General features: G+C 69.8%; 16 protein-coding genes and 1 pseudogene. 6 read left to right on the top strand and 11 right to left on the bottom strand.

Annotated elements, in window-relative coordinates:
• The 3 genes from AB0L75_RS05270 to AB0L75_RS05280 all read left to right on the top strand — a co-directional run bounded on the left by AB0L75_RS05270 (position 1) and on the right by AB0L75_RS05280 (position 5,625).
• Positions 1-2,430: a non-reducing end alpha-L-arabinofuranosidase family hydrolase gene (locus AB0L75_RS05270; RefSeq protein ID WP_365175514.1), complete on the top strand. Its 2,430-nt coding sequence runs from the start codon at positions 1-3 to the stop codon at positions 2,428-2,430.
• A gap of 630 nt (positions 2,431-3,060) precedes the next feature.
• Complete coding sequence (locus tag AB0L75_RS05275) at positions 3,061-3,630, top strand: hypothetical protein (protein WP_365175516.1); 570 nt, start codon at positions 3,061-3,063, stop codon at positions 3,628-3,630.
• A 633-nt stretch (positions 3,631-4,263) separates the two neighbouring features.
• Positions 4,264-5,625 carry a peptidase S8 gene (locus AB0L75_RS05280; RefSeq protein ID WP_365175518.1) on the top strand — a complete coding sequence of 454 codons (1,362 nt, stop codon included), beginning with the start codon at positions 4,264-4,266 and terminating at the stop codon, positions 5,623-5,625.
• Between the two features lie 564 nt (positions 5,626-6,189).
• Here AB0L75_RS05280 and AB0L75_RS05285 read toward each other — a convergent pair.
• Together AB0L75_RS05285 and AB0L75_RS05290 are read right to left on the bottom strand one after the other, a co-directional pair.
• Positions 6,190-7,860: an RICIN domain-containing protein gene (locus AB0L75_RS05285; RefSeq protein WP_365175520.1), complete on the bottom strand. Its 1,671-nt coding sequence runs from the start codon at positions 7,858-7,860 to the stop codon at positions 6,190-6,192.
• Between the two features lie 357 nt (positions 7,861-8,217).
• Positions 8,218-8,370 (bottom strand): hypothetical protein, encoded by a 153-nt coding sequence (locus AB0L75_RS05290; RefSeq protein ID WP_365175522.1) that lies wholly within the window; start codon positions 8,368-8,370, stop codon positions 8,218-8,220.
• Between the two features lie 912 nt (positions 8,371-9,282).
• Between AB0L75_RS05290 and AB0L75_RS05295 the strand changes: the two genes are divergently transcribed.
• Complete coding sequence (locus AB0L75_RS05295; protein ID WP_365175524.1) at positions 9,283-9,708, top strand: hypothetical protein; 426 nt, start codon at positions 9,283-9,285, stop codon at positions 9,706-9,708.
• A 202-nt stretch (positions 9,709-9,910) separates the two neighbouring features.
• Here AB0L75_RS05295 and AB0L75_RS05300 read toward each other — a convergent pair whose 3' ends face one another.
• Together AB0L75_RS05300 and AB0L75_RS05305 are read right to left on the bottom strand one after the other, a co-directional pair.
• Entirely contained in the window at positions 9,911-11,035 is a 1,125-nt protein-coding gene (locus tag AB0L75_RS05300) for a histidine kinase (protein WP_365175526.1), read from the bottom strand.
• The gene (locus AB0L75_RS05305; protein WP_365175528.1) at positions 11,032-11,712 is read right to left on the bottom strand and encodes a response regulator transcription factor; all 681 of its coding nucleotides are present in this window, start codon (positions 11,710-11,712) and stop codon (positions 11,032-11,034) included. Before AB0L75_RS05305 ends, AB0L75_RS05300 begins: the two co-directional genes overlap by 4 nt.
• A 355-nt stretch (positions 11,713-12,067) precedes the next feature.
• On the opposite strand from AB0L75_RS05305, the gene AB0L75_RS05310 reads away from it, so the two are divergent.
• A complete protein-coding gene (locus AB0L75_RS05310; protein WP_365175530.1) occupies positions 12,068-12,343 on the top strand; it encodes a hypothetical protein in 276 nt (91 codons plus the stop codon).
• A gap of 250 nt (positions 12,344-12,593) precedes the next feature.
• A complete protein-coding gene (locus AB0L75_RS05315) occupies positions 12,594-13,736 on the top strand; it encodes a DUF418 domain-containing protein (RefSeq protein ID WP_365175532.1) in 1,143 nt (380 codons plus the stop codon).
• Positions 13,737-13,831: 95 nt separating this feature from the next.
• Here AB0L75_RS05315 and AB0L75_RS05320 read toward each other — a convergent pair.
• From AB0L75_RS05320 to AB0L75_RS05350, 7 genes and pseudogenes are all read right to left on the bottom strand, one after another.
• Positions 13,832-14,110 (bottom strand): annotated as a pseudogene (locus AB0L75_RS05320) (ABC transporter ATP-binding protein); the annotation flags it as partial.
• Between the two features lie 68 nt (positions 14,111-14,178).
• Positions 14,179-14,400 carry a hypothetical protein gene (locus AB0L75_RS05325; protein WP_365175534.1) on the bottom strand — a complete coding sequence of 74 codons (222 nt, stop codon included), beginning with the start codon at positions 14,398-14,400 and terminating at the stop codon, positions 14,179-14,181.
• A gap of 167 nt (positions 14,401-14,567) precedes the next feature.
• Positions 14,568-15,863, bottom strand: a complete 1,296-nt coding sequence (locus AB0L75_RS05330) for a cation:proton antiporter (RefSeq protein WP_365175536.1) — start codon at positions 15,861-15,863, stop codon at positions 14,568-14,570.
• 262 nt (positions 15,864-16,125) lie between these two features.
• A complete protein-coding gene (locus tag AB0L75_RS05335; RefSeq protein WP_365175538.1) occupies positions 16,126-17,199 on the bottom strand; it encodes an NlpC/P60 family protein in 1,074 nt (357 codons plus the stop codon).
• A gap of 57 nt (positions 17,200-17,256) precedes the next feature.
• Entirely contained in the window at positions 17,257-17,739 is a 483-nt protein-coding gene (locus AB0L75_RS05340) for a poly-gamma-glutamate biosynthesis protein PgsC/CapC (RefSeq protein WP_365175540.1), read from the bottom strand.
• On the bottom strand, positions 17,736-19,004 hold the full coding sequence (gene pgsB / locus AB0L75_RS05345; protein ID WP_365175542.1) for a poly-gamma-glutamate synthase PgsB: 1,269 nt from the start codon (positions 19,002-19,004) through the stop codon (positions 17,736-17,738). The genes AB0L75_RS05340 and pgsB overlap by 4 nt, the downstream gene beginning before the upstream one ends.
• A gap of 6 nt (positions 19,005-19,010) precedes the next feature.
• Positions 19,011-21,236: a HAMP domain-containing protein gene (locus AB0L75_RS05350; RefSeq protein ID WP_365175544.1), complete on the bottom strand. Its 2,226-nt coding sequence runs from the start codon at positions 21,234-21,236 to the stop codon at positions 19,011-19,013.
• Positions 21,237-21,339: the final 103 nt, after the last annotated feature.

Genomic DNA, 21,339 nt, shown 5'->3' on the forward strand with positions numbered 1-21,339 from the left:
ATGCCGTTGTCAGATCAGAACCGTTCTCATCGCCGTCGTCCGGCAACCCGCCGTGTGCTCGCCGCCGCCGTGGTCCTCGCCGCCGCGGGTGCCGCCGTGCCGCTGGTCGCCCAGGCCGCCCACACGTCGAAGACCGGGACGCCGACCCTGGCCGCTGCGGCGGCCGGCAGTGGCCGCTACTTCGGTACGGCCGTGGCTTCGGGCAGGCTCGGGGACTCGACGTACTCCACGATTCTCGACCGGGAATTCAACATGATCACCCCGGAGAACGAGATGAAGTGGGACACCACCGAACCCTCCCGCGGCAACTTCAACTTCGGGCCGGGCGACCAGATCGTCGGTCACGCCACCGCGCACGGGCAGCGGATGCGCGGCCACACCCTGGTGTGGCACTCGCAGCTGCCCGCCTGGGTCAGGTCGATCAACGACCCGAACACGCTGCGCAGCGTGATGGACAACCACATCACCACCGAGATGAGCCACTACAAGGGCAAGATCTACGCCTGGGACGTGGTCAACGAAGCCTTCGCCGACGGCGGCAGTGGTCAGCACCGCAGCTCGGTCTTCCAGAACGTGCTGGGCAACGGCTTCATCGAGGAGGCGTTCCGCACCGCGCGGGCCGCGGATCCCTCGGCCAAGCTCTGCTACAACGACTACAACATCGAGAACTGGTCCGACGCCAAGACCCAGGGCGTCTACAACATGGTCAAGGACTTCAAGGCGCGCGGCGTACCCATCGACTGCGTCGGCTTCCAGAGCCACTTCGGCGCCGGCGGCCCCCCGGCAAGCTTCCGGACCACCCTGTCCAACTTCGCCGCACTCGGCGTGGACGTCCAGATCACCGAACTCGACATCGCCCAGGCGTCGCCGGCGGCGTATGCCAACGCTGTCCAGGCGTGCATGAACGTCGCCCGCTGCACGGGCATCACGGTGTGGGGCATCCGCGACAGCGACTCCTGGCGCACGGGTGAGAACCCGCTGCTGTTCGACGCGGGCGGCAACAAGAAGCCCGCCTACAGCGCGGCGCTCACCGCCCTGGGCGGTGCCAGCGGCAGCAGCGGCGGCACGCCGGACGCAGGCGGCATCACCTCCGGCGCGGTCTACACGCTCTCCGACGTGGCCGCGGGACGCGTTCTCGACGAGCCCGCCGGATACAACGCCAACGGCACCCCGCTCCAGGTGTGGGACGCCAGCGGTGCCTCCAACCAGCAGTGGCGGGCCGGCCGCAACAGCGACGGCTCCTACACGCTGACCAACGTCGCCAGCGGCCGGGTACTGGACGAGCCGGCCAACCAGACAGGCAACGGAACAAGGACGCAGGTCTGGGACTCGAACGGCGGCGCCCACCAGCGCTGGCGAGCCGGCCACAACAGCGACGGCTCCTACACACTCACGAACGTCGCCAGCGGCCGGGCACTGGAGATCCCCGGCGGCCAGACCGCCAACGGCACCCCCGTCCAGATCCGGGACTCGGCCGGCGGCGCCAACCAGCACTGGAACCTCAGGTCGGCCGCGTCGACGCGCGCCGCGTGTGCGCTTCCGTCGACGTACCGGTGGACGTCGACGGGTGCGCTGGCACAGCCGGCGAACGGATGGGCCGCGGTGAAGGACTTCACCGACGTGGTCTACAACGGCAAGCACCTGGTCTACGCGTCGAAGGTGTCGGGATCGTCGTACGGCTCGATGGCGTTCGCACCCTTCACGAACTGGTCGGACATGGCGTCGGCCGGCCAGACCGGGATGAGCCAGACCGCGGTGGCGCCCACGCTGTTCTACTTCGCGCCCAAGAACATCTGGGTGCTGGCGTCCCAGTGGGGTGCGGCGCCCTTCGTCTACCGCACCTCCAGCGACCCCACGAACCCCAACGGCTGGTCCGCGCCGCAGCCGCTGTTCACCGGCAGCATCCCCGGCGCCGCCCCGATCGACCAGACCCTGATCGGTGACGGCCAGAACATGTACCTCTTCTTCGCCGGTGACAACGGCAAGATCTACCGGGCGAGCATGCCGATCGGGAACTTCCCGGGCAACTTCGGCTCGTCGTACACGACGGTCATGAGCGACACGACGAAGAACCTGTTCGAGGCGCCCCAGGTCTACAAGGTCCAGGGGCAGAACCAGTACCTCATGATCGTTGAGGCGCGGGGTGCGAACGAGCAGCGCTACTTCCGCTCCTTCACGGCCTCCAGCCTGGACGGTCCGTGGACCCCGCAGGCCGCCAGCGAGAGCAACCCCTTCGCGGGCAAGGCCAACAGCGGCGCCACCTGGACCAACGACATCAGCCACGGTGACCTGGTCCGCAACAACCCCGACCAGACCATGACCATCGACCCCTGCAACCTGCAGTTCCTCTACCAGGGCAAGTCCCCCACCGCGAGCGGCCCCTACGACCAACTGCCGTGGCGGCCTGGCCTCCTCACCCTGCAGCGCTGACCTGCCTGGTCCACCGTGATCGCCATCAGGCGCAGTCTGCCGACACGCGGACGAGCGGCTTACGGCGTGGGCAACCCCACCTGCTGAGCGACAACCACATGCCGAGGAACCCCGGCCGTGCGTCGACTGAGCTTCCCCTGTCGACAGTGACCGGGGTGCATGCGAAGCTCGCGAAAGCCCACGGCTTCAAGGTCGTCACCGCACCCGAGGGCAGCCAGCACGCGGTACCGACTCCCAAGGCGACCAGCCCCGACGGGAGTCCGTACCGCGCGAAGGTCCACCCCGACGACGTCGTCGAAGGGGACTGCGGCGACTCGTACATCTGGATACATCCCGTCGGCGGCTACAACATGGAGATCCAGACGGGGTTCGATCTCGACGAAGACGCGGTCGCCCACCACTGGCAGGCGAGCAGGTCCGACGACTACGGTTCGGACACCTACTCGTGGGGTGGCGGGCTGGCGCTGGATTCGTCCTGGGAGGGCGAGTGGGACGCGAACGCCGGCGGACCCGGTTGGGAGTCCGCGGGGGTCTCCCCCTCCAGCGACGCGCTCCTGTGGGACGGCGACATCTGCCTCAAGCGGCGGTCCCACCGACAGCGCAGAGATCGTCTGAGACAAAGGAAGACTCATGGGATCGGTGTCGAGCGCGCCGTGGGAAGTGGCCCTGGGGTACTCCTACCACCTGGCCGCTGCCCTGGCAGTCCGCGACGCGCTCGGCATCCGTGACCCGCTGGGCCTACCGGCAGTCGTGACGCAGCCGAGCCTGGCCGTCGAATCAACTGTGCACAGTGACAAAGGCATTGACGCCGATTGGCTACATTGGTGGGAACGCGCACTGGCAGCCTCGGAGCAGGACGAATCGGCGGTTCCCTTGTCTCCGGGCGGTCTGCTGGGCCGCATCGTCGAGGACAACCGCGATGCCGTCCGCCTGTGGAGCGCCGAACGCAAACGCGAGGTCGCGAGCGCAAGCCGCCCTGGGCGGGGTGCTCCGCGCATGAGGGATGCCGTGCGCGAGTACGAGAGGACCACCGGTAATCGCCTCGGTGGATTCCGGCTCAAGGTGACCGCGCTGCCCATCACCGGCACCCTGTTCCTCCCCGTCAGCGGAAACCGCATCCTCATCAGCGCTGAACTGCTTCGGCACCGCGAGGAATACATCAGGCGCGTCATCGCGCATGTGGCGGCGGAAGGCATCTGAATCATCCTCCCCAGCGGGATCGCGGGCGAGGAGTCGCCGGGAGGCCCGGCACTCCCATGACGCGAGGGCCAGGGCCATCACTGTGAGCAGGATTACGACGGCCTGCGAGATCGTCACGGGGGTGATCCGTAATCATGCTCGGTCTGGGTTTTCCTGGTCAGACACTTACCGGGCTCGGCAGCGTGACGCTCAGTCCAGCAGATGCTGTGCCTTCCGCTCACACACGAAGCTCGCGTTGGGCGCGGCCCTGATCACCGTCGCCGCGCCTGAGGCTCTGCACGATGACGCCGATCCGGTGATGACGTAAACGAACTTGCCACGCAAAACCCTCGGGCATACCTCGACCCCCGATAGCCGAACGGGTTCGGGCGCGCTGCTTGACGCGCGTAGCGCAGGTCCGCGCGCCCACCGCGCGCAGGGTCAAGTTTCAGCCAGTCAACGCCCATCCTTCACTCATTGATCGGTAAGTACGCAACCCCCTTGAGTAATGCGCCAGTCAGGATTCCGCAACGCTTCTTGTTGTTGCGTACTCAACAAAGCGATGGTCGTTGCGGGCCGCCGCCCCCACCGGTCACCCATCGGTGGACCCCCACACCCGCACGCCTCTGTCCACCACTTCCAGGAGGCTGTACCTTGCGTACGACCACCCCCAACTCCCCCCACATACGCGGCAGATGGCGCCGCGTCGGCTCAGCAGCAGCGGCCACCGCCGCGCTCGTCATCGCCGGACTCGGCACCGCCGCCCACGCCAGCGCGAGCACCACCGGCACGAGCCACAAGGTGAGCTCCAAGGCGATCGCCGCCCAGGTCGCCAAGGCCCACGTGCAGTACACGCCGGCATGTGGCGCCACCCCGAAGAAGGGCTACGCCGCCTGCAACGCGCTCCGTGTCACCGGCGGCACCACCGCCTTCATGGAGAAGCAGGCCGCCCTCAAGGGCGTCACGCCCAAGACCATCAAGCCGAACGCCTCCTCCGCCACCCCCACCGGATACGGCCCCTCGGACATCCAGTCGGCCTACGGCCTGACCTCCGCGGCCTCCTCCAACGGCTCCGGCGAGACCGTCGCCATCGTCGACGCCTTCGACGATCCGAACGCCGAGTCCGACCTCGCGACCTACCGTTCGCAGTACGGCCTCCCTGCCTGCACCAGCGACAGCGGCTGCTTCAGCAAGGTCGGCCAGGACGGCTCGTCGTCCAACCTCCCCACCGCCGACAGCGGCTGGGCCGGTGAGGAGTCCCTCGACCTCGACATGGTCAGCGCGGTCTGCCCGAACTGCAACATCCTCCTCGTCGAGGCCAAGTCGGCCTCCGAGGCCGACCTCGGCACCGCGGTGAACGAGGCCGTCTCCCTCGGCGCCAAGTTCGTCTCCAACAGCTACGGCGGCGCCGAGTCCTCCTCCGACACGACGTACGACTCCGAGTACTACAACCACCCGGGCGTCGCCATCACCGCCAGCGCGGGTGACAGCGCCTACGGCGCCGAGTACCCGGCCGCCTCCCAGTACGTCACCGCCGTCGGCGGCACCGCCCTGTCCAAGGACTCCAGCAGCCGCGGCTGGACCGAGTCCGTCTGGCACACCTCCAGCACCGAGGGCACCGGCTCCGGCTGCTCCGCCAACGACCCCAAGCCCAGCTGGCAGACCGACAGCGGCTGCTCCACCCGCATGATCGCCGACGTCTCCGCGGTCGCCGACCCCGCCACCGGCGTCTCCGTCTACGACACCTACCAGGCGAGCGGCTGGAACACCTACGGCGGCACCAGCGCCTCCTCGCCGATCATCGCCTCGGTCTACGCCCTCGCCGGCACCCCGGGCAGCAGCGACTACCCGGCCCAGTACCCGTACGCCAAGGCCGGCACCACCGCCCTCAACGACGTGACCAGCGGCAGCAACGGCACCTGCGCCACGTCGTACTTCTGCACCGCCGGGCCCGGCTACGACGGCCCGACCGGCTGGGGCACCCCCGAGGGCACCAGCGCCTTCAGCGCGAGCTGAGTGACACCAGCACACATCACGCACGCAAACCACCCCGCCAGGTCACGGGGAGCCGCCAACTGAGGGGCACGTGGGGTCCCCTCGGCGGCACGGAAAGGAGAACGGGCCCCGGCAGCCAGCCGGGGCCCGTTCTCCCTGATCTACCTCGGTGCGCCTCAGCTTGAGGGACGTTGATCGCGAGGAGCCCCGGCCGCCGAGAGACGGGGCGGCAAGATCGCGCTGTGCCTGCCAGATGCCGCCTTCCGCGAAGGCGACCTGCACCGAATGCCGCTTCCCCAGGCGTCGCAGTCTTCCGTGTCGATGGCCGGGCAGTCCCGTTCGGTCACCCCTGGGTGTGCCTGTTTGACTCACCGGTTCGGGAACGACGCCGACAATCCGGTGCGTGAGCGCCGGTATCCGACCGATATGGCGGACGGGGAGTGGGCCGTGGTCCGCCCGTTGCTGCCGGTACCGGGCCGGCTGCGTGGCCGGGGCGAGCAGCCGGTCGGCACAAGCCGAGGAGTCCTCGGCGTGACGGAGGGGATGAACGCGGCTCCGTCGGGCGGGCCGACCGGCTGTGTGCGTCTACTTGAGCGCTGTACCGCCCGAGTTGTGATAGGCGATGGTCTTGCTGATCAGGTTTCCGCCGTCGGTCTCGACCGATGTCTGTTCCTGCTGCCCCGGACCGAACAGCAGGCCGGCGACATGCGCGTTCGCCACCTGGTTCATGTGCGCGAAGAACCAGTCCACCTTGTCGTCCTTGTAGTGGTTGAGGGTGTTGTTCTGCGCCATGTTGCCCACGGGGATCTGCCACAGGACCACCGGCTTGCCCACGGACTCGGCCATCGTCTTGTAGAACCTGAGCGCGGCGGCGGCCTTCTGGTCGGTCCAGAAGGTGTCACGGCCGCCGTGGGCCGCCTGCGCGTACCAGCCTGCGTCGCGGTCCGACACGTCGGTGACCAGGAAGTCGGCGTTCTGTGCCCCGAGGCTCGCGTAGTCCTTGACGCATCCCTGGGTGTTGTTCTGCCAGTCCCAGCAGGTGAGGTGGAGCCCCAGGGCCGTGTGCGGCGCGTACTTGTGGGCCATCGAGATCAGGCAGCGGGAGAGTCCGGCGGCGCTGTTCTCCTGTGATCCGCAGTCCGTCGGATTCGCGCCCGAGACCTGCGCGGGAACCTTGTGCGGATCGCCGAGCGACCGGACGTAGCCCCAGAAATCTGGTTCAAGGTCGATCATGTCGTGCGAGTTGCCGATCTTCTGGAGGAAGAAGCGGTAGTCGTTCATGTACCGGGTGAGCAGGTCCACCCTGTTGATGGCCACGACCTCGCCGGGACCGTCGCCCTGGCCTGCCGCATCCCCGAGGTCGCGCAGCGAGTACCAGGTCCAGAGCATCTTCTGCGGGCGTGGGCTGCCCTTGTACGTCGCCTGGGCCGCCTGGGCGTCCCGATAGGTCACGTACGTGCCCGGTGCCGTGGTGCTGCCAGTCCAGCAGCCCCACCAGCTCGACCACGCGGCCTGGCAACGCGATGCCGAGTAGTAGGCCGACGAGGGCGCGGGCTGGCTGTGCACATAGGCGTACCGCACGTCGAACGGCGCGGCCGCCGCCGAGGCGTCGGACATCGACCCGCCGACGAACACCGTGCTACTGCCCATGAAGCGTTTCGCCGAGCTGCCGCCACCGGCCGCGGGAGACGACGGCGACGACGGTCGCGTGCCGCTCGGCGCCTGGCTTGCGGGAGCGCTGCCGCCCGTCGCGGGGGTCGTGCCGGTGCTGCCCGTGCTCCCGGCCGGGACGAGCTTCCACTGCTGGTTGGCGCCGCCGCTGTCGCGGTTCTGGGCGACGCGGCCCCCGTCGGCCTTGGAGCCCTTCTGGACCTCTACGGCCATGCCACTGAAGCGGTTGATCAGACGCACGTAGCCGTCCGACGACTTCTCCAGGTGGAACTGCTGGTTGGCGCCATTGTGGTCGCGCCACTGCACCATGGCGGAGCCGGCGGTCTTCGACCAGCCGTAGTCGTCCAGCACCTTGCCGGAGTTCCGGTTCTGCAGCCGGTAGTTCCCGTCACCCGAGTCGATGAACCTCCACTGCTGGTTGACCCCGCCGTTACGGCCCCACTGCACCACCGCCGCACCGTCGTACGTGGCGTAGGAGAGGCCGTCCAGCACCTCGCCGCTGTTGCGGTTGACCAGCACGTACCAGCCCTTCGTGTCCACGACTCCCGCCGAGGCCGTGTTGACCACGGCCACGGAGCCGCCCACGACAGCCAGACCGACGGCCGCCCAGAAACTCCGACGCTGGTACAACCGACGGCCGCGGTGCCCCTGCCGTCGCCCCGGAACGGCTGAGCGGAACGACAGGCGACCACGGCGCCGACGGTGGGCGCGACCGCCGACGCGCGACGCCTCCGACGACGCGGATGGACGAGGAAACATTTCGGTGCTCTCTTTCAGACGTTGCCTCTGACCGGACCACCCGGTCCGGACAACACCCAGTTGCCAACGCCCCCTGAAAGGTTGCCCCCGGCCCGCGAGAATTTTCTCGGCCGCCCCGCACCGGGTGACGATCACGTCGTCGGGCCGGAACGGCGGCCAGGGCGCAACGCGACTGGCGGCCGGTCAGCCGACCGCCGACGGTGGGTAGCGGGAGCCGTCCGGCCCGTCGCCCGGCGCGGCACCGACCGCACAGAACTCCCACTCCGCTGGGCTGTCCTCGATGCGGACGCGGTCGGCGGGCTTGAGGAAGTGGATGGACGGACTGTGCATCTGCAAGCCGACATGTCGGGGGACATCCCGCACCCGCAGGTGCAGCGCCGCAACGGAGCAGTCGAGCCCCCGCACAGCGTCCTCGCACGGGTTCGTGCCCAACGCGTGCCCATAAGAGCGGACAACCACGGTGAACAGCGGGGCGAAGCCAGCTCTCGAACCCAAGCGGGAGACGACGTATCCCCAGGTCAGGGCCTACACAGCCATCCAAGCGCCGTCGCTTCCCAAGCTGAGAGCGCGAGTTCGATTCTCGTCACCCGCTCCACGACAGACCCCCAGGTCAGAGACCCGGGGGTTCTTTGTTGTCTAGTCCAACTTGAGGGTGGCGTGCCCCCTGCATGCCCTAAGTGCAGGTGAAGTGACCTTCTCGGGGGTATTCGCGCACCACGCGAGCCCTCCTGCCGCCCGTTCTCCTCAAATGGCGAGACGCATTTCAAATGGTCTGCACCACACATTGAGCAGACGTCGGCTAAATCGCTTACGCAAAGGGCACCTTGCGGGGCCACCTACGTCGGAAACAAGATCACTGTGTTCTACGAAACCGGGGCAGTTCATTCCCCCACCCGGCGGGTGGTGCCCAGCCGACCGGCGGGGGCGAACCGGCCGACTGCCGGATGGGTTCCCGATCTTCGGTCCCGGACACTGGGACCATGACAACGGCGAGTGGCAACGGCGGCTGAGGGCGGCGGGAAGCCTTCTCCGTGTCGGGGCATCCGCATACGGCGGTGCGGCCACATGGCTGAATCCCGCCTCTCGGGTGCCTGCCGGCGACGCCACCGTCACTTCTCGGATCTGCTGTAGCCGATGTGCCGAGCGTCGCCCTGGCCACGGCGTGCGCCGCCCGCGCGGACGCCGACCGTGACTGATGCCTGAAGCCGCCGGTCCACCGCACCATCACGAGCAACAGGGAGATCTTCCATGACGTGCTTCTTCGACCCGGTCCACGGCCCCGGCGCCACGACCGTGACCTGGTCACCCCAGTGGGGCGTGTCCCGCCCTGTGCAGGTGTGCGGCGCCTGCGCGCAGCGCGTACAGACCACCCCGCCGCCCTACTACAGCCCATACCAGCCGGGTTATCCGCAGGGTGAATACGCGCAGGCACCCGGCTACCCTCAGCAGGGCTATCCGTTTCAGAACACGGGCCCCCAGCAGCAGGGATACCCGGCCCAGGACACGGGCCCGCAGCAGCAGGGCGGGCGCCGCTTCGGCGCCGGCGCGCTGATCGGCGCCGGCGCAGCCGGTCTGGTCGGCGGCGCACTCCTGAACGAGGCGATGAGCGGCGACAAACCGGAAACGGTCGTGAACAACCACTACGGGGACGACGACTTCAGCGACTTCGAGTAGGGCGATCCAGTCGGGGGACGTCGTAGAGGGCTTCGGTCGTGGTGCGGGACGAGGCCGGGGCCGTCGCGCACAATCGGAGTCGCGCGCCACCCGGACTCCAGAGCGGTCGCCCACCTGCGCTTCCACGGCCCGGCTGCGGGGGTGGCGCGGCCGGGGGCTCCGCGGCAGGCACTGGCCGCGGCGCCGTGCCTGTGTTCGCCAATCAGGTTGCGGGCCGGGTGGGGGCCCGTAGTCCGATCTCGTATCCGCCCTGTGGGGTGGGTTCGGCGGTGAGGGTGCCGTCGAGCAGTTCGGCGCGTTCCTTCAGGCCGATCAGGCCGTGCCGGGCGCTGGGCAGGGCGACGGACGGGCGGGTGGGGGCGGTGTTGGTGACGGTGACGCCGAAGTGCTGCGCGTCGTGCCACAGGCGCACCTCGGCGCGGGCGCCGGGGGCGTGCTTGCGTACGTTGGTGAGGGCTTCCTGGACCGTGCGGTAGACGGTGCGTTGGGCGGTTGTGCTGATGCCGGGCGGGAGCTGGCCGGTCAGGGTGGTCTTGATGCCGCTGTTGGCGATCAGCTGCTGGAGGTCGGCGAGGGTGGGCTGGGGGGTGAGTTCGGTTTCCTTGCCGCCGGAGGCGCGCAGCAGGGTGACCATGTGGCGGAGTTCGTCGAGGGTGTTCACGCTCAGGGTGCGGATGGTGCGGGCGGCGTCGCGGGCGCCGGGGTCCTTGGCGGCGACCTGCAGGGCTCCGGCCTGTACGGCGATGAGGCTGACCTGGTGGGAGACGACGTCGTGCATCTCCCGGGCCAGTTGGGCGCGTTCGCGGGCGAGGACGGTCTGGGCGTACAGGGCGCGTTCGTGTTCGCGGGCCTCTTCGACCTCGACGAGCTGGCGGGCCACGTCGTGTCTGGCCTGGACGAGCTGGCCGAACAGAATCGGGGCGAAGGCCGTGGCCAGCGTGTAGACGAACTCGATGAGCGTCCAGGTCCGGTCGCGGGCGAATGTGTCGGACAGGGGCCAGGCGAGGGTGGCCGCCGCCGCGTTGAGCAGGGCGCAGGCGGCCAGCAGCGGGCGGTTGCGGGTGCGCGTGGCCAGTGTGTACAGGGCGGCGATCGGCGCGACCGCCACGTCCATGAACAGGGTCATGGGCAGTGTCAGCAGGAAGACGGTCAGTGGAAAGCGCCTGCGCAGGAGCAGTCCGGCGCAGCCGAGGGCGGCGACGGCCCACATGAACGGTGTCGCCTCGCCGTAGAGGTTGACCCAGGTGTCGAGCGCGGCGAGCACGGCGAGGCCCGCGTCGACGGCCCAGGGCGGCACCCGCCGCCACAGTGCCTGGCCCGTGCTCATCGCCTGTTGTCCTGTGCCGTGTTGGCGCGGTCGTCGCTGAGCAGTCCGGCCCGCTCCGCGAGGAGCGCCGCCTGGACGCGGCTGGAGACCCGGAGCTTGGTCAGGATCGAGCTGACGTGGTCCTTGACGGTGCCCGCGCTCAGATGGATACGGGTGCCGATGTCGGCGTTGGTCAGTCCTTGGGCGATCAGGACGAGGACGTCACGTTCGCGGTCGCTGAGCAGGCCCACGCGCGCCACGTCCGCGTCCTGGGACGCGCCCGCCCCCGGATGGCTGCGCAGCAGAGCCCGCGAGGCTTTCGGGGACATCACCACCCCGCCCGCGGCCAGGGTGCGGACGAGTTGGGCGAGTTGTCCGGGCTCGGTGTCCTTGAGCAGGAAGCCCGCGGCTCCCGAGCGCAGCGCGGTCAGGATGTACTCGTCGGTGTCGAAGGTGGTCAGCATGGCCACCGTCGGCGGTTCGGGCAGCGTCTGGATCTCCGTCAGGACGGTCAGGCCGTCCACGTCCGGCATGCGGATGTCGAGGAGTACGACGTCCGGATGCTCGCGCCGGATCACGTCGGCGGCCTGTGCTCCTTCCGCGGTCGCCACGACCTGGATGCCGTCGGAGGCGTTCAGGATCAGTTCGAAACCGGACCGCACCAGCGCCTCGTCGTCCACCACCACTACCCGGATCACCGGCGTTCCGCCTCACACTCGTCTGACCTGTCCGTCTTCTCGGCGACCCGTACGCCCCGCATCGGGGTGCCCGTGTACTCGTACGGTGATCGCTTGCTGCCGACCGTACGTCCTGCGAGGCACGCGCCGGCGCGGCCGCTGTGGACACCCGCCACCCGGCAGGCCGGTTCCAGCCGTTCGGGGGGAGCACTCCGGTCCGTCGGCGGGCAGGTGGGCGAGGCTCGGCGGATGGTGTCCGTGGTTCTCGTCCGGTGGGATCGGTCCGTGGGCCCGCCCGAGTCTGCGGGCCGGCCGGTTTCCCTGCCGTTCGAGGACCATCCCCCCGTGCCCCGCCTGTACCTGCGTCAGTCCGTCCGTGCTCTGCGCCGCGGTGCGGCTGTCGCGGCACGAGTGGCCGTTGGCGGTGGCGACGGTGCCGACACTGGTCCTGCCAGTCGGTGCGGCCTGGGGGTGGTGGCCCTCGCCGGGCATCGAGTACGTGGCCTTCGCAGTGAATGTGGTCCTGCTGATCGCCTGGGGCTTGCTCGCGGCCCGCGCTGCAGGTCGCACGTGGAACTCCGCCTTGAAGATCGGCACGGTGGACGCGTTGCTCGGGCTAGCGGTCGTGGTGGCCAACGCCGTCATCAAATAGGGCAGTTGGTCGTTCGGTCCCGCCGACCGGCCGGCCTCGGTGCTGATCCACCGGTCGGCGGGGCGGTCCCGGCCGGTCGGCGGGGGCGTTACCGAAGCCTGCCGGATGGTCCGCCTCCCGACGGCACCGGGAGATTCTCCGTATGACACGGATACAGCCGCCGCAGGAGACACCGGCACCGCAGGAGAACTCGCCTCCACCACCCCGAACCACGCCCGGAACCGCCGGGCAGGTTCCCGGCGGTCCCTCGATGGGACGCCTGGTCGGGGTGGACCTGGCCCGCGCGCTGGCGGTGTTCGGCATGTACATCGTGCACATCGGCCCCCCGCTGTCGGCCACGGACGGCGTCGCCGGCTGGGTGCGGTACCTGGCGGAAGGGCACTCGTCGGTCCTGTTCGCCACCCTCGCCGGGTTCTCACTGATGCTGATCGCAGGCCGCTTCGAGCCCAGGACCGGCCTGGCCGGCCGGCAGGCGAAGGCCCGGATCGCGATCCGCGCCGTGATCCTGCTGGCGCTGGGCACCGCGATGGCGATGGAATACGGGGGCGTGATCATCCTCGCCTTCTACGGCGTCTACTTCCTCCTCGCCCTGCCCCTGGTACGACTGCGCGCGGGGACCCTCGCGATGATCGCGGCGGGGCTCGCACTCGTCACGCCGCAGCTGGCGTACGCCCTGACAACGCGCCTGAGCGACTCCGTCCAGCAGAGCATCAACGCCTACGACCCGCTCCACCGGCTCAGCGACGTGGGAGTGCTCGACCTGCTGCTCACGGGCTTCTACCCGACGATCACGTGGATGCCGTTCGTGATCGCCGGCATGGCGCTGGCCCGTCTCGACCTGTCCGCGGGCGCCGTCCAGCGGCGCCTGGCCGCGCTCGGCGGAGCCCTCACCGTGACCGCCTACGGACTGTCCCTGCTGCTGGCGGGCGAGGGCGCGTTGAAGAGCATGGCGGAAGGCGGGGGGTCGTCCAGCGGCTCCGAGGCGGCGTCCATGGGCAGCGGGTCCGTCGAGCCCCGGCTGCCGTTCTCGGGACTGTTGTCCGCAGGGCCGCACAGCGGCACCACGTTCGACATCATCGGCAGCGTGGGCGTCGCGATCCTCGTGATCGTGGGCGCGACGGTGCTGATGGACCGCCTGCCGCGCCTGCGCCGTCTGGCGAAACCGGTCATCGCCGTGGGCACCATGTCCCTGACGGCCTACGTCGGCCACTTCCTCGCACAGTCCGTGCTGCCCCCGGCCCCCGGCGCCGACACCCCGGGATCCTGGGTGCCCGTGCTCACGTACATCCTCGGGGCGATCGTGTTCGCCGCGATCTGGTCCCGCTTCTTCCGCCGCGGCCCCCTGGAGTACCTGCTCAACGCCGCCACCAAGCCCGCCGCGTACATGCGGTGAGGTCCGGTCGGGGTGACTCGGCTTCGTGCCCCATCCCGGCCTGGACGGCCTGCCCGGCAACCGGCCATCCATGGGCACGGTCCGGACAGCTGCGGGACATAGGCACCGAACGCCTCGGCCGCCGTGCTCAGCAGCACCAGCGCGGTCAGCATCAGCAGGACGGTGCCGATCGTGCCGCCTGACGAGAGCCGGTCGACCAGCGACTTCGCGGCCAACGGCTGCAGCAGCCCCCCGGCGGCCCCGGTCAGCGCGCACAGCAGTCCGAGCGCGACGGCCCACCGGTGCGGACGGACGTACCCGTACAGCGCCTTGAGCGTCTCGCGGGCGCGCGGGGACCCGGCACCCGTCGCCTTGGGGGCGGATGCGGTGTTCACGGAATTCCTTGACTCGCTCGCCGCCTCGCCAGGCGACGCCCGCACCGGAGAGATCTCCGATCGCCGGCTCAGTGGACCAGGGAGGCCGCCCGCGCGGCGAAGACGTGTACCCCTGCTTCATAGAAATCAGGACGGAGGACGAACAGGACGCCGGCGCCCGCCGTCAGCGTCAGGCCGAGAAGTTCCGGCAACCCGCTTCTGCCAGGTGTGACGTCACCGCCCGGCACGTCGATGCCGGCCGACGCCCCGAGGGTGGTCTCGGGCTCCTTGTCGCGAACACGCTGTGTCATGCCTCCAGCCTGGACGTCCGGCCGCTCTCCACCCATCCGGCGACTGTCGGGCCCGCCCCCGCCGAGTGGCTGGAGAAGACCGGCCCGGGGTGGTAGCCGTCGGGGCCACGAGGCGGACGCGGGCAAGCACGGCGGCACCGCAAGACGTCGCGGCACCGCCAGGCACCTCAACTCCGCAGGGCGGCGACCCGTGAGTCCGGCTCGTCGGTCCCCGGGGAGTCCGGGCCGCCGGCGGCCGACGGGGGTGGGCCGGTCAGGGACCGGGCGATGACCACCGAGCCGCCGCCGTGGAGCAGAACACTGCCGAGCACCGTCAGGGTCATGGCGTTCAGGGCGGTGTCGGCGTACAACCCGTCCGGCAGAGCGTTGAACGCGAGCAGACCGAACACGATGGAGGTGGTGCCGCGCGGTCCGAGCGCGCCGACCATGAGCCGTTCCCGCCAGGTGAACGTCGAGCCGAGGAAGGCGAGCATGATCGGAAGGACGCGTACGACGGTGAGCGCGGCGACGCAGAGCACGACGGTGGGCCAGTGGACGCCGTCGGCCACGGCGAGCACCACGGCGTTGCCGAAGAAGAACCACATGCACATCGTCATCATCGAGTTGGTGTCCTCGATGAGCTGGAAGTCCGAGGGGTGGGGAGCCGACGCGCCCCGTCGGCGGACCGGCGCCTGCCGGACGTAGCGGAAGGCGATCCCGCACACGAACGAGGCCACGAAGCCGTTGCCGTCCACCGCCACGGTCACGGTGTAGGCGAGCAGCGGCGTGACCAGCACGAGGATCCGCCGGGACTGCTCCGTCATCCACTGCGCCCGGTCGGCCAGATTGATCAGCCACGCCACCAGCGCCCCCGCCACGAAGCCGGCCACGAGGGCCTTCAGCGCGAACGGCACGGCCGTGCCGAGGGCCTGCACGGGCGTGCGGGTGACGGAGTCGGTGCCGACGAGGATCAGTGCGAACAGGAAGAGGGGCGAGACGATGCCGTCGTTGTAGCCGCTCTCCACGTTGAGCACGCTGCGCACCCTCGCCGGGATACGCCGGTCGCGGACCAGCGTCTCGGCCGGGGCGAAGTCGGTCGGGACGACGATGCACGCGATGAGCAGCAGCAGCGCCACCGGCAGCCCGGGCAGCAGCAGCGTTCCCAGCAGCACCATCGTGATCAGGCTCAGCGGCAGCGCCACCAGCAGTGCCCGCGCGGCGGAGCCGGGGTCGTTGCCGAACAGTCGCCCTCCCGGCAGCTCGGTGGCGTCGACGAACAGCAGGACGGCCAGGATGACCTCGGCCACATGCTGAGCGACCTCGGAGTTCAACGGTGCGGCGACATGGCTGTGCGTGAACACCCCCGTGACGACTCCCGCGAGCACCAGCACCAGAGGAGCCCGCACATGCCGTTGTTCCAGCCGCCCGGCGACCAGCGACCAGCCGGCCACCACCATGGTGATCACAATCAGGACAGGGATCATTTGAATCCGCTTCAGAACTCGGAACAGACCAGCGGCCACTCCATCGGGGCCTTCACAAGGGCGCCGGCCGGCGTCAGCACGGGCAGACGTGATCCCGTCGCCCTTCTCATCCCAGCGCGCCGTTCACCGAAAGTCACTCCGTCGATCAGCGGGTTCCGCCCCGCCGCCTGGCTGGAACCCGCCGTCCCGAAGGGAGCCGACCCGGCAGACGAAGAACCTGCGGATCTGCGGGAACCAGGGCGGCGACCCGGTAGGAGCGCGGTCAGAGGCGGCGGGCCGCGCGCAGCCCTTGTGCGTAGTAGCCGTCACCGTCGAGCCGGGAGGTGCCGCCCTTGTCACCCATGGTGGGGCCGCCCGCGTTCTTCCGGCTGGAGATGAAGCGCGGGTGGTCGGCGGTGTCCAGGCCGAGGTAGATACCTATGTGGCCGATCCGTCCGCCGGGCAGCTCCCGTGTTCTGAAGAAGACCAGGTCGCCGGGCTGGAGCTGCTGGATGACAGCGGGGCGGCGGTCGGTGAGGGGGATCACGGGTACGCCGAGCCGCCCGTGGGCGATCGCGTCGGCGGTCCGCTGCAGCCCGCTGCCCGCCGGACTGTCCCTGCTGCTCAGCGGGAACCCCGAGCGGTATCCGTACACCAGCCGGACATAGCCGGAGCTGTCGACGGAGCGCGATCGGTCCTTCTCGGGGCGGCGGGTGACCGCGTCGGGGAAGGTCCAGGGGATGCCCAGGTAGTCGTAGAAGTCCGAACCCGTGCGGGGCTTCCCGTGCTGGGCACGCCCGGAGTCGCTGGTGGTGCCGGGTGTGTAGCGGGCGGCACCGCTGTATGTGACTCCCGCTGCCGTCGTACGGGCCGGGGCACCGGCGATGTAGTCGAAGGCCGTGGCGAGGATGTCGGGATCGCGGCTGCCGAGCCGGGACCCGAACCAGGTCTTGAACCAGGCGCTCTGCTCCGCGCCACGGGCCCATGCCTTGGGCAGCAGCCGCACCCAGCTCTTGGTGACGACCTGGGCCTCCGTCGTACGCGGCTCGGCGAAGGTCCTGCTGGGCCCTGTCAGTACGGCCGTACGGGCGCCGTCGGTGAACGTGGCGATGACGGTGCCGTGCCGGTCTCGGGCGACCGTGCGGGCGGGGTTGCCGATCCGCTCGAAATGCAGCTGGCCGCTACTGGCCCGGATTCCGGCACCCTGTGATGCCGGTGATGCCTCCGGATGGCTGGTGCGGTGCCTGAACTGCAGGGTCAGCACGCAGCTCGCCGCGAGCAGGACGGCTGTCACCAGGAACAGGGCCGCGTTCCTGGTCAGGGAGAACCCACGGATTCTGGGCAGGAGGCGTTTCACTGGTCAACTCCGTTGACAGAAGGGAGAGATGGCGCCGCATGTCGGGGAGGGGGCGGCTCATGTCGTGGGCAGGGCGCCCAGCAGCAGCCCGGACACCAGAATCACGTAGGTGGCGAAAGTGACCGTGCCGGTGGAGAGGACCGTTGCCGTCTTGGGCTGCCTCTCCAGCTGGTAGGCGATGAGACCGGGGACGATGAACCCGAGGGCCTGATGGGCGAACAGCAAAGGGAACTGCTGCTTCAACAACAGGGACAGCCCGGCCTGGAGCAGGACACCGGTGAGTACGACGGCGGCGAACAGCCGCTTGCCGTAGAGGATCACGAAACGCTGCAGCAGCTTGGTCAGCAGGTAGGTCAGGCCTGCCACGCCCGCGACCATGGCGGCGCGCCGCAGATCGTCGACGAGGGTGAGGGCGAGCCAGCCGGGGGTGATCATGCCGCCCGGTGAGAGGTTCGTGGTCAGGTAGCACAGGAGGGAGAACACCAGACCCAGCGCGATGCCGATGGCGGCGATCTGCGGGGTGACTACTGCGGGGATCAACGGGACTCTCCATGGGCGGAGTTGTGGTGGGGGCCGGGCGATGCGAGGGCGTCGCTCGGGTCGGCGGGGTCGGCGGCGTCGGGGTGTTCGGGCGCGAGTGCCGCGAGCCGCTCCAGGAAGAGTTCGCCCTGGCCGTGGATGTTGCCGATGGCGACGAGCGAGGAGTCCGGCCCCAGGTGAGCCAGCAGATCCGTGGTGAGCCGGTCGGGGTCGCGGCGGTCGCCGCCGAGATCGACGACGTTCCCGGTCCAGTGGCCGGGTATGGCGTCGGCCGCCGACTTGGTGGGGTGTCCGATGAGGAACACCGTCTCCGGGTCGAGCTCGGGGATGAGCGCGCCCATCTGCCCGTTGCGCTCCACACGGTCGGGACGGCAGTTGATGACGACGTGCAACGGACGGTGGATCGCGCTCAGTTCGAGCAGCTGCGTGATGTTCATCAGCGTCGACTCGGGGTCGTTGGCGGCGAAGACGTTGGCGAATCGCAGCCGCTTTCCGCCAGGGGTGCGGTATCGCTCGACGGACAGCACACCCGGGTCCGGTGGCGCCTCGTACATTCCCTTCAGCGCGGTCGTGCGGTCGACGCCGAGCAGTTCGGCGACCGCAAGTGCGATGGCGACGTTCTCCTTGAAGGTGAACCAGCTGAAGCCACGCAGTTCCTCGTCGGTGACGGTCCGCGGGTCGGCGTAGACCAGCTCGCAGTTCCGGGCGTCGGCCTCCTCCTGGAGGATGGGGAAGCGCTCTTTCTCCGCGGTGACACAGACGCCGCCCTCCGGCAGGGACCGGCACAGTGAGCGGGCCACATCGTCCAGCGTCGGGCCCATCTCGGCGAGATGGTCCTCGCGGACGTTGCAGAGCACGCCGATGGTGGAGCGGATCAGCTTGGACTGGTTGATCTCCTGGAGTGCGGGCATGACGGCCATGCACTCCATGACCAGGACGTCGGGTCGGTAGGTGGCGGCCCGCCGGACGATGCCGATCTGCTCCACGACGTTGGCGATGCCGAACTTGCGGTAGACCGGCTCTTCGGTGGCATCGGGGTGGATGAACCGGGCCGCGGTGCCCGTGGTCTTGGCGACGGTCACCAGGCCGCTGCCGCGCAGCGCGCCCGCGCACAGCCGGGTGATGGAGGACTTGCCGCGAATGCCGTTGACCAGCACTCGGGTGGGTATGGCGGCGAGGCTCGCGTCATGGCGGCGCTGTTCGACGATGCCTGCGACGAGCAGGCCTGCGCAGCACACCGCGAGGACGCAGTACAGGAAGAGCACGGCGGGTCAGCTCCTGGGACCGGGGCTGGACGGGGAAGTGGAAGGGGTGGGCGCCCCGTCCGGGGAACCGGGCGCGGGCGGTGCGTCGGTGCGGGGGAGTCGCTGTCTGATCAGTTCGAGGCCGCGGGCGACGGATCCCACCTCGTCGTGGTGGCGCGGATAGAGCACCGTTCTGCGGTCCCCGGCCGCCAACGCCTCGGCGCACCGGGCGACTTCACGCAGCGGACGTACGACGACGAGGTGCAGCCAGCCGAGGCAGAGGGCGCCCGTCGTCAGTCCCAGCAGACCGACGAGCATGATCCGCCGCTGTGCCTCGTACTCGGGCAGGCCGATCCAGAACACCGGTCTGATCGAGGCGACCTTCCAGCCGAGTGTGCTCGCGACGCCCAGGTTGTCGTTGAACGGCGCCACTGCGGCGACCGCCGGATTCCTCCAGCCCAGGAGCAGCTCAGCGGAGCCCTTGGTCGTGCGGGCGGCATCCAGTTGGGCCCGCAGCCGGCCGTCTGAGACCCGCCCGAAGGCCACGAACCCCTTGTTGGACGCGATGACCCGATGCGCGGAGTCCACCAGCCACACCGAGCCGAGACCGGGTCGGCTGAGGATGCCGGTCAGGTACTGGACCTTGAACTCGCCCACGACATAGCGGCGTCCGGACCTTGCCGGCGCACCCTCGGCCGGCTGGGCGGCCACGGCGGCGAGCACCGGTTCCGTGCCGGAGGTGTTCGTCTGCATGACTGCGGGCCTGGTGCGGACCTTCTTCGGGGTACGGGGTTCACCGCCGGCGCGGACGAGGATCTCGCCGGCGGTGTCGACGACGTACAGGGACTGATACCGGCCGTGCTGCTCCAGGGATCTGTCGAGGACCTTGCGCGCCTCCTGCGGCCGGGAAGCGTCGACCACGGTGGCGAGACGGGCGAGATCCGCGTATCCGTCGTTGATCCCCCTGCGCACGCGATCCGCCGTCGTCTCGGTGCGTTGCCGCTGGTCGTCGGAGATCAGCCGCGGTACGACCGCAGCGGGGTGCGGCCAGGTGCTGCCGAGCGTCAGCAGCATCGACGCGGGCCAGGCCAGCAGAGCGAACGCGCACACCACAAGGACGGTGCGCAGTCCGAGCCGGCGCCGGCCCTTGCCGGTCCCGAGCAGAACGCGCCTCTTGGCGGGTGGCTGCGCGATCGTCTCCCGCGAGGGCCCGCCCCTGCCACGGAGTTGAAGGCGCAGTGCCTCCAGCGCGGCGCCGACCCGGGCAGGTTCCCCGAAGCGGGCCACATGGACGGGAGCCGTGAGGTCGCCCGAGCCGAGCCTGTGCGCTTCGCGACGCAACCGCAGCACAGGCCGCTGCACCACCATGCGGAGGACCGCGGTGACCGCGGCCGCGAGGATCAGTAGCACGGCCGCGGCGAGGAGGGCGAGACGAAGGTCACCGGTCCCGGCCCCATGACGCTCGGTTCGCACCGTCGTGACGACCGTCAGTCCGAGTGCGCTGCTCGGACTCTCTTTCGTGGCAGGTCCCCGGGCCACTCCGGCGTACCCGACGGCGGTACGGGTGTTGCCGTCCGCTGCCCGGACGAGACTGCCGCTCGGACCGTCGAAGCCGCCGACAGCGGCGGTGTCCGAGGGTCCCTTGCCCTGCGCCTCGCGCGCGGCGGTGCCGGCCAGCGCCTTGACCCGATCGGTGCCGGAGCCCAGCCCGGCCGAGGTGAGAGAGGCCCCGTCACGGTCCACGACGTTGAGCGTGTGATTCCTGCCGACGGAGATGCCCGGTACCTTCAGGCTCTGGGAGGCGACGAGCAACTCCTGCCGGCCGCCTTGCGACAGCGTCGCAAGGACCAGCAGCCGGGTGACGCCCGAGTCGTCCCGCACCAGCCTCGGAGGCGGGTTCGCCGGCAGCCCACGAAGGTCCACCTTCCCGAGCGGTACGGCCTCGCCCTGCGAGGCGAGCAACCGACCGGTGGACAGGTCGACGACGGCGGTACCGCGCCACTTGCGGTAGGGCCGGTCGAGGCGGGTCAGCATTCCGTCCGCCGGTACGGACTTGGAGCCACCGAAATCCGCGGCCGCTGCCCGCAGATCGGAGACGCTCTCGTCGACTGCGCCCCGCAGCGCCACTGCCCCGTCCTCGGCGATGTGCTGCTGGGAGCTGAGGACGGCCTCGGGAACGCCCCGTTCGGCATCGCTCCCGACGGCGAACACCGTCAGGCCCGCGACGAGCGCCAACAGAACCGGTAAGGCCACCAGTGGCGGCCGCACACCTCCCAACACAGCCATGTCCGCCCGACGCCGAGCCGGGCCCCGCGTGGATATCGGGGATCTAGTGGTGGTCAAGAAACGTCCTTTC

The sequence above is a fragment of the Streptomyces sp. NPDC052101 genome (genome assembly GCF_040680235.1).
Classification (GTDB): domain Bacteria; phylum Actinomycetota; class Actinomycetes; order Streptomycetales; family Streptomycetaceae; genus Streptomyces.

Coding starts and splice junctions, on each gene's coding strand:
- AB0L75_RS05270 (WP_365175514.1), top strand. CDS start 1: ATGCCGTTGTCAGATCAGAACCGTTCTCATCGCCGTCGTCCGGCAACC.
- AB0L75_RS05275 (WP_365175516.1), top strand. CDS start 3,061: ATGGGATCGGTGTCGAGCGCGCCGTGGGAAGTGGCCCTGGGGTACTCC.
- AB0L75_RS05295 (WP_365175524.1), top strand. CDS start 9,283: ATGACGTGCTTCTTCGACCCGGTCCACGGCCCCGGCGCCACGACCGTG.
- AB0L75_RS05300 (WP_365175526.1), bottom strand. CDS start 11,035: ATGAGCACGGGCCAGGCACTGTGGCGGCGGGTGCCGCCCTGGGCCGTC.
- AB0L75_RS05315 (WP_365175532.1), top strand. CDS start 12,594: ATGGGACGCCTGGTCGGGGTGGACCTGGCCCGCGCGCTGGCGGTGTTC.
- AB0L75_RS05325 (WP_365175534.1), bottom strand. CDS start 14,400: ATGACACAGCGTGTTCGCGACAAGGAGCCCGAGACCACCCTCGGGGCG.
- AB0L75_RS05330 (WP_365175536.1), bottom strand. CDS start 15,863: ATGATCCCTGTCCTGATTGTGATCACCATGGTGGTGGCCGGCTGGTCG.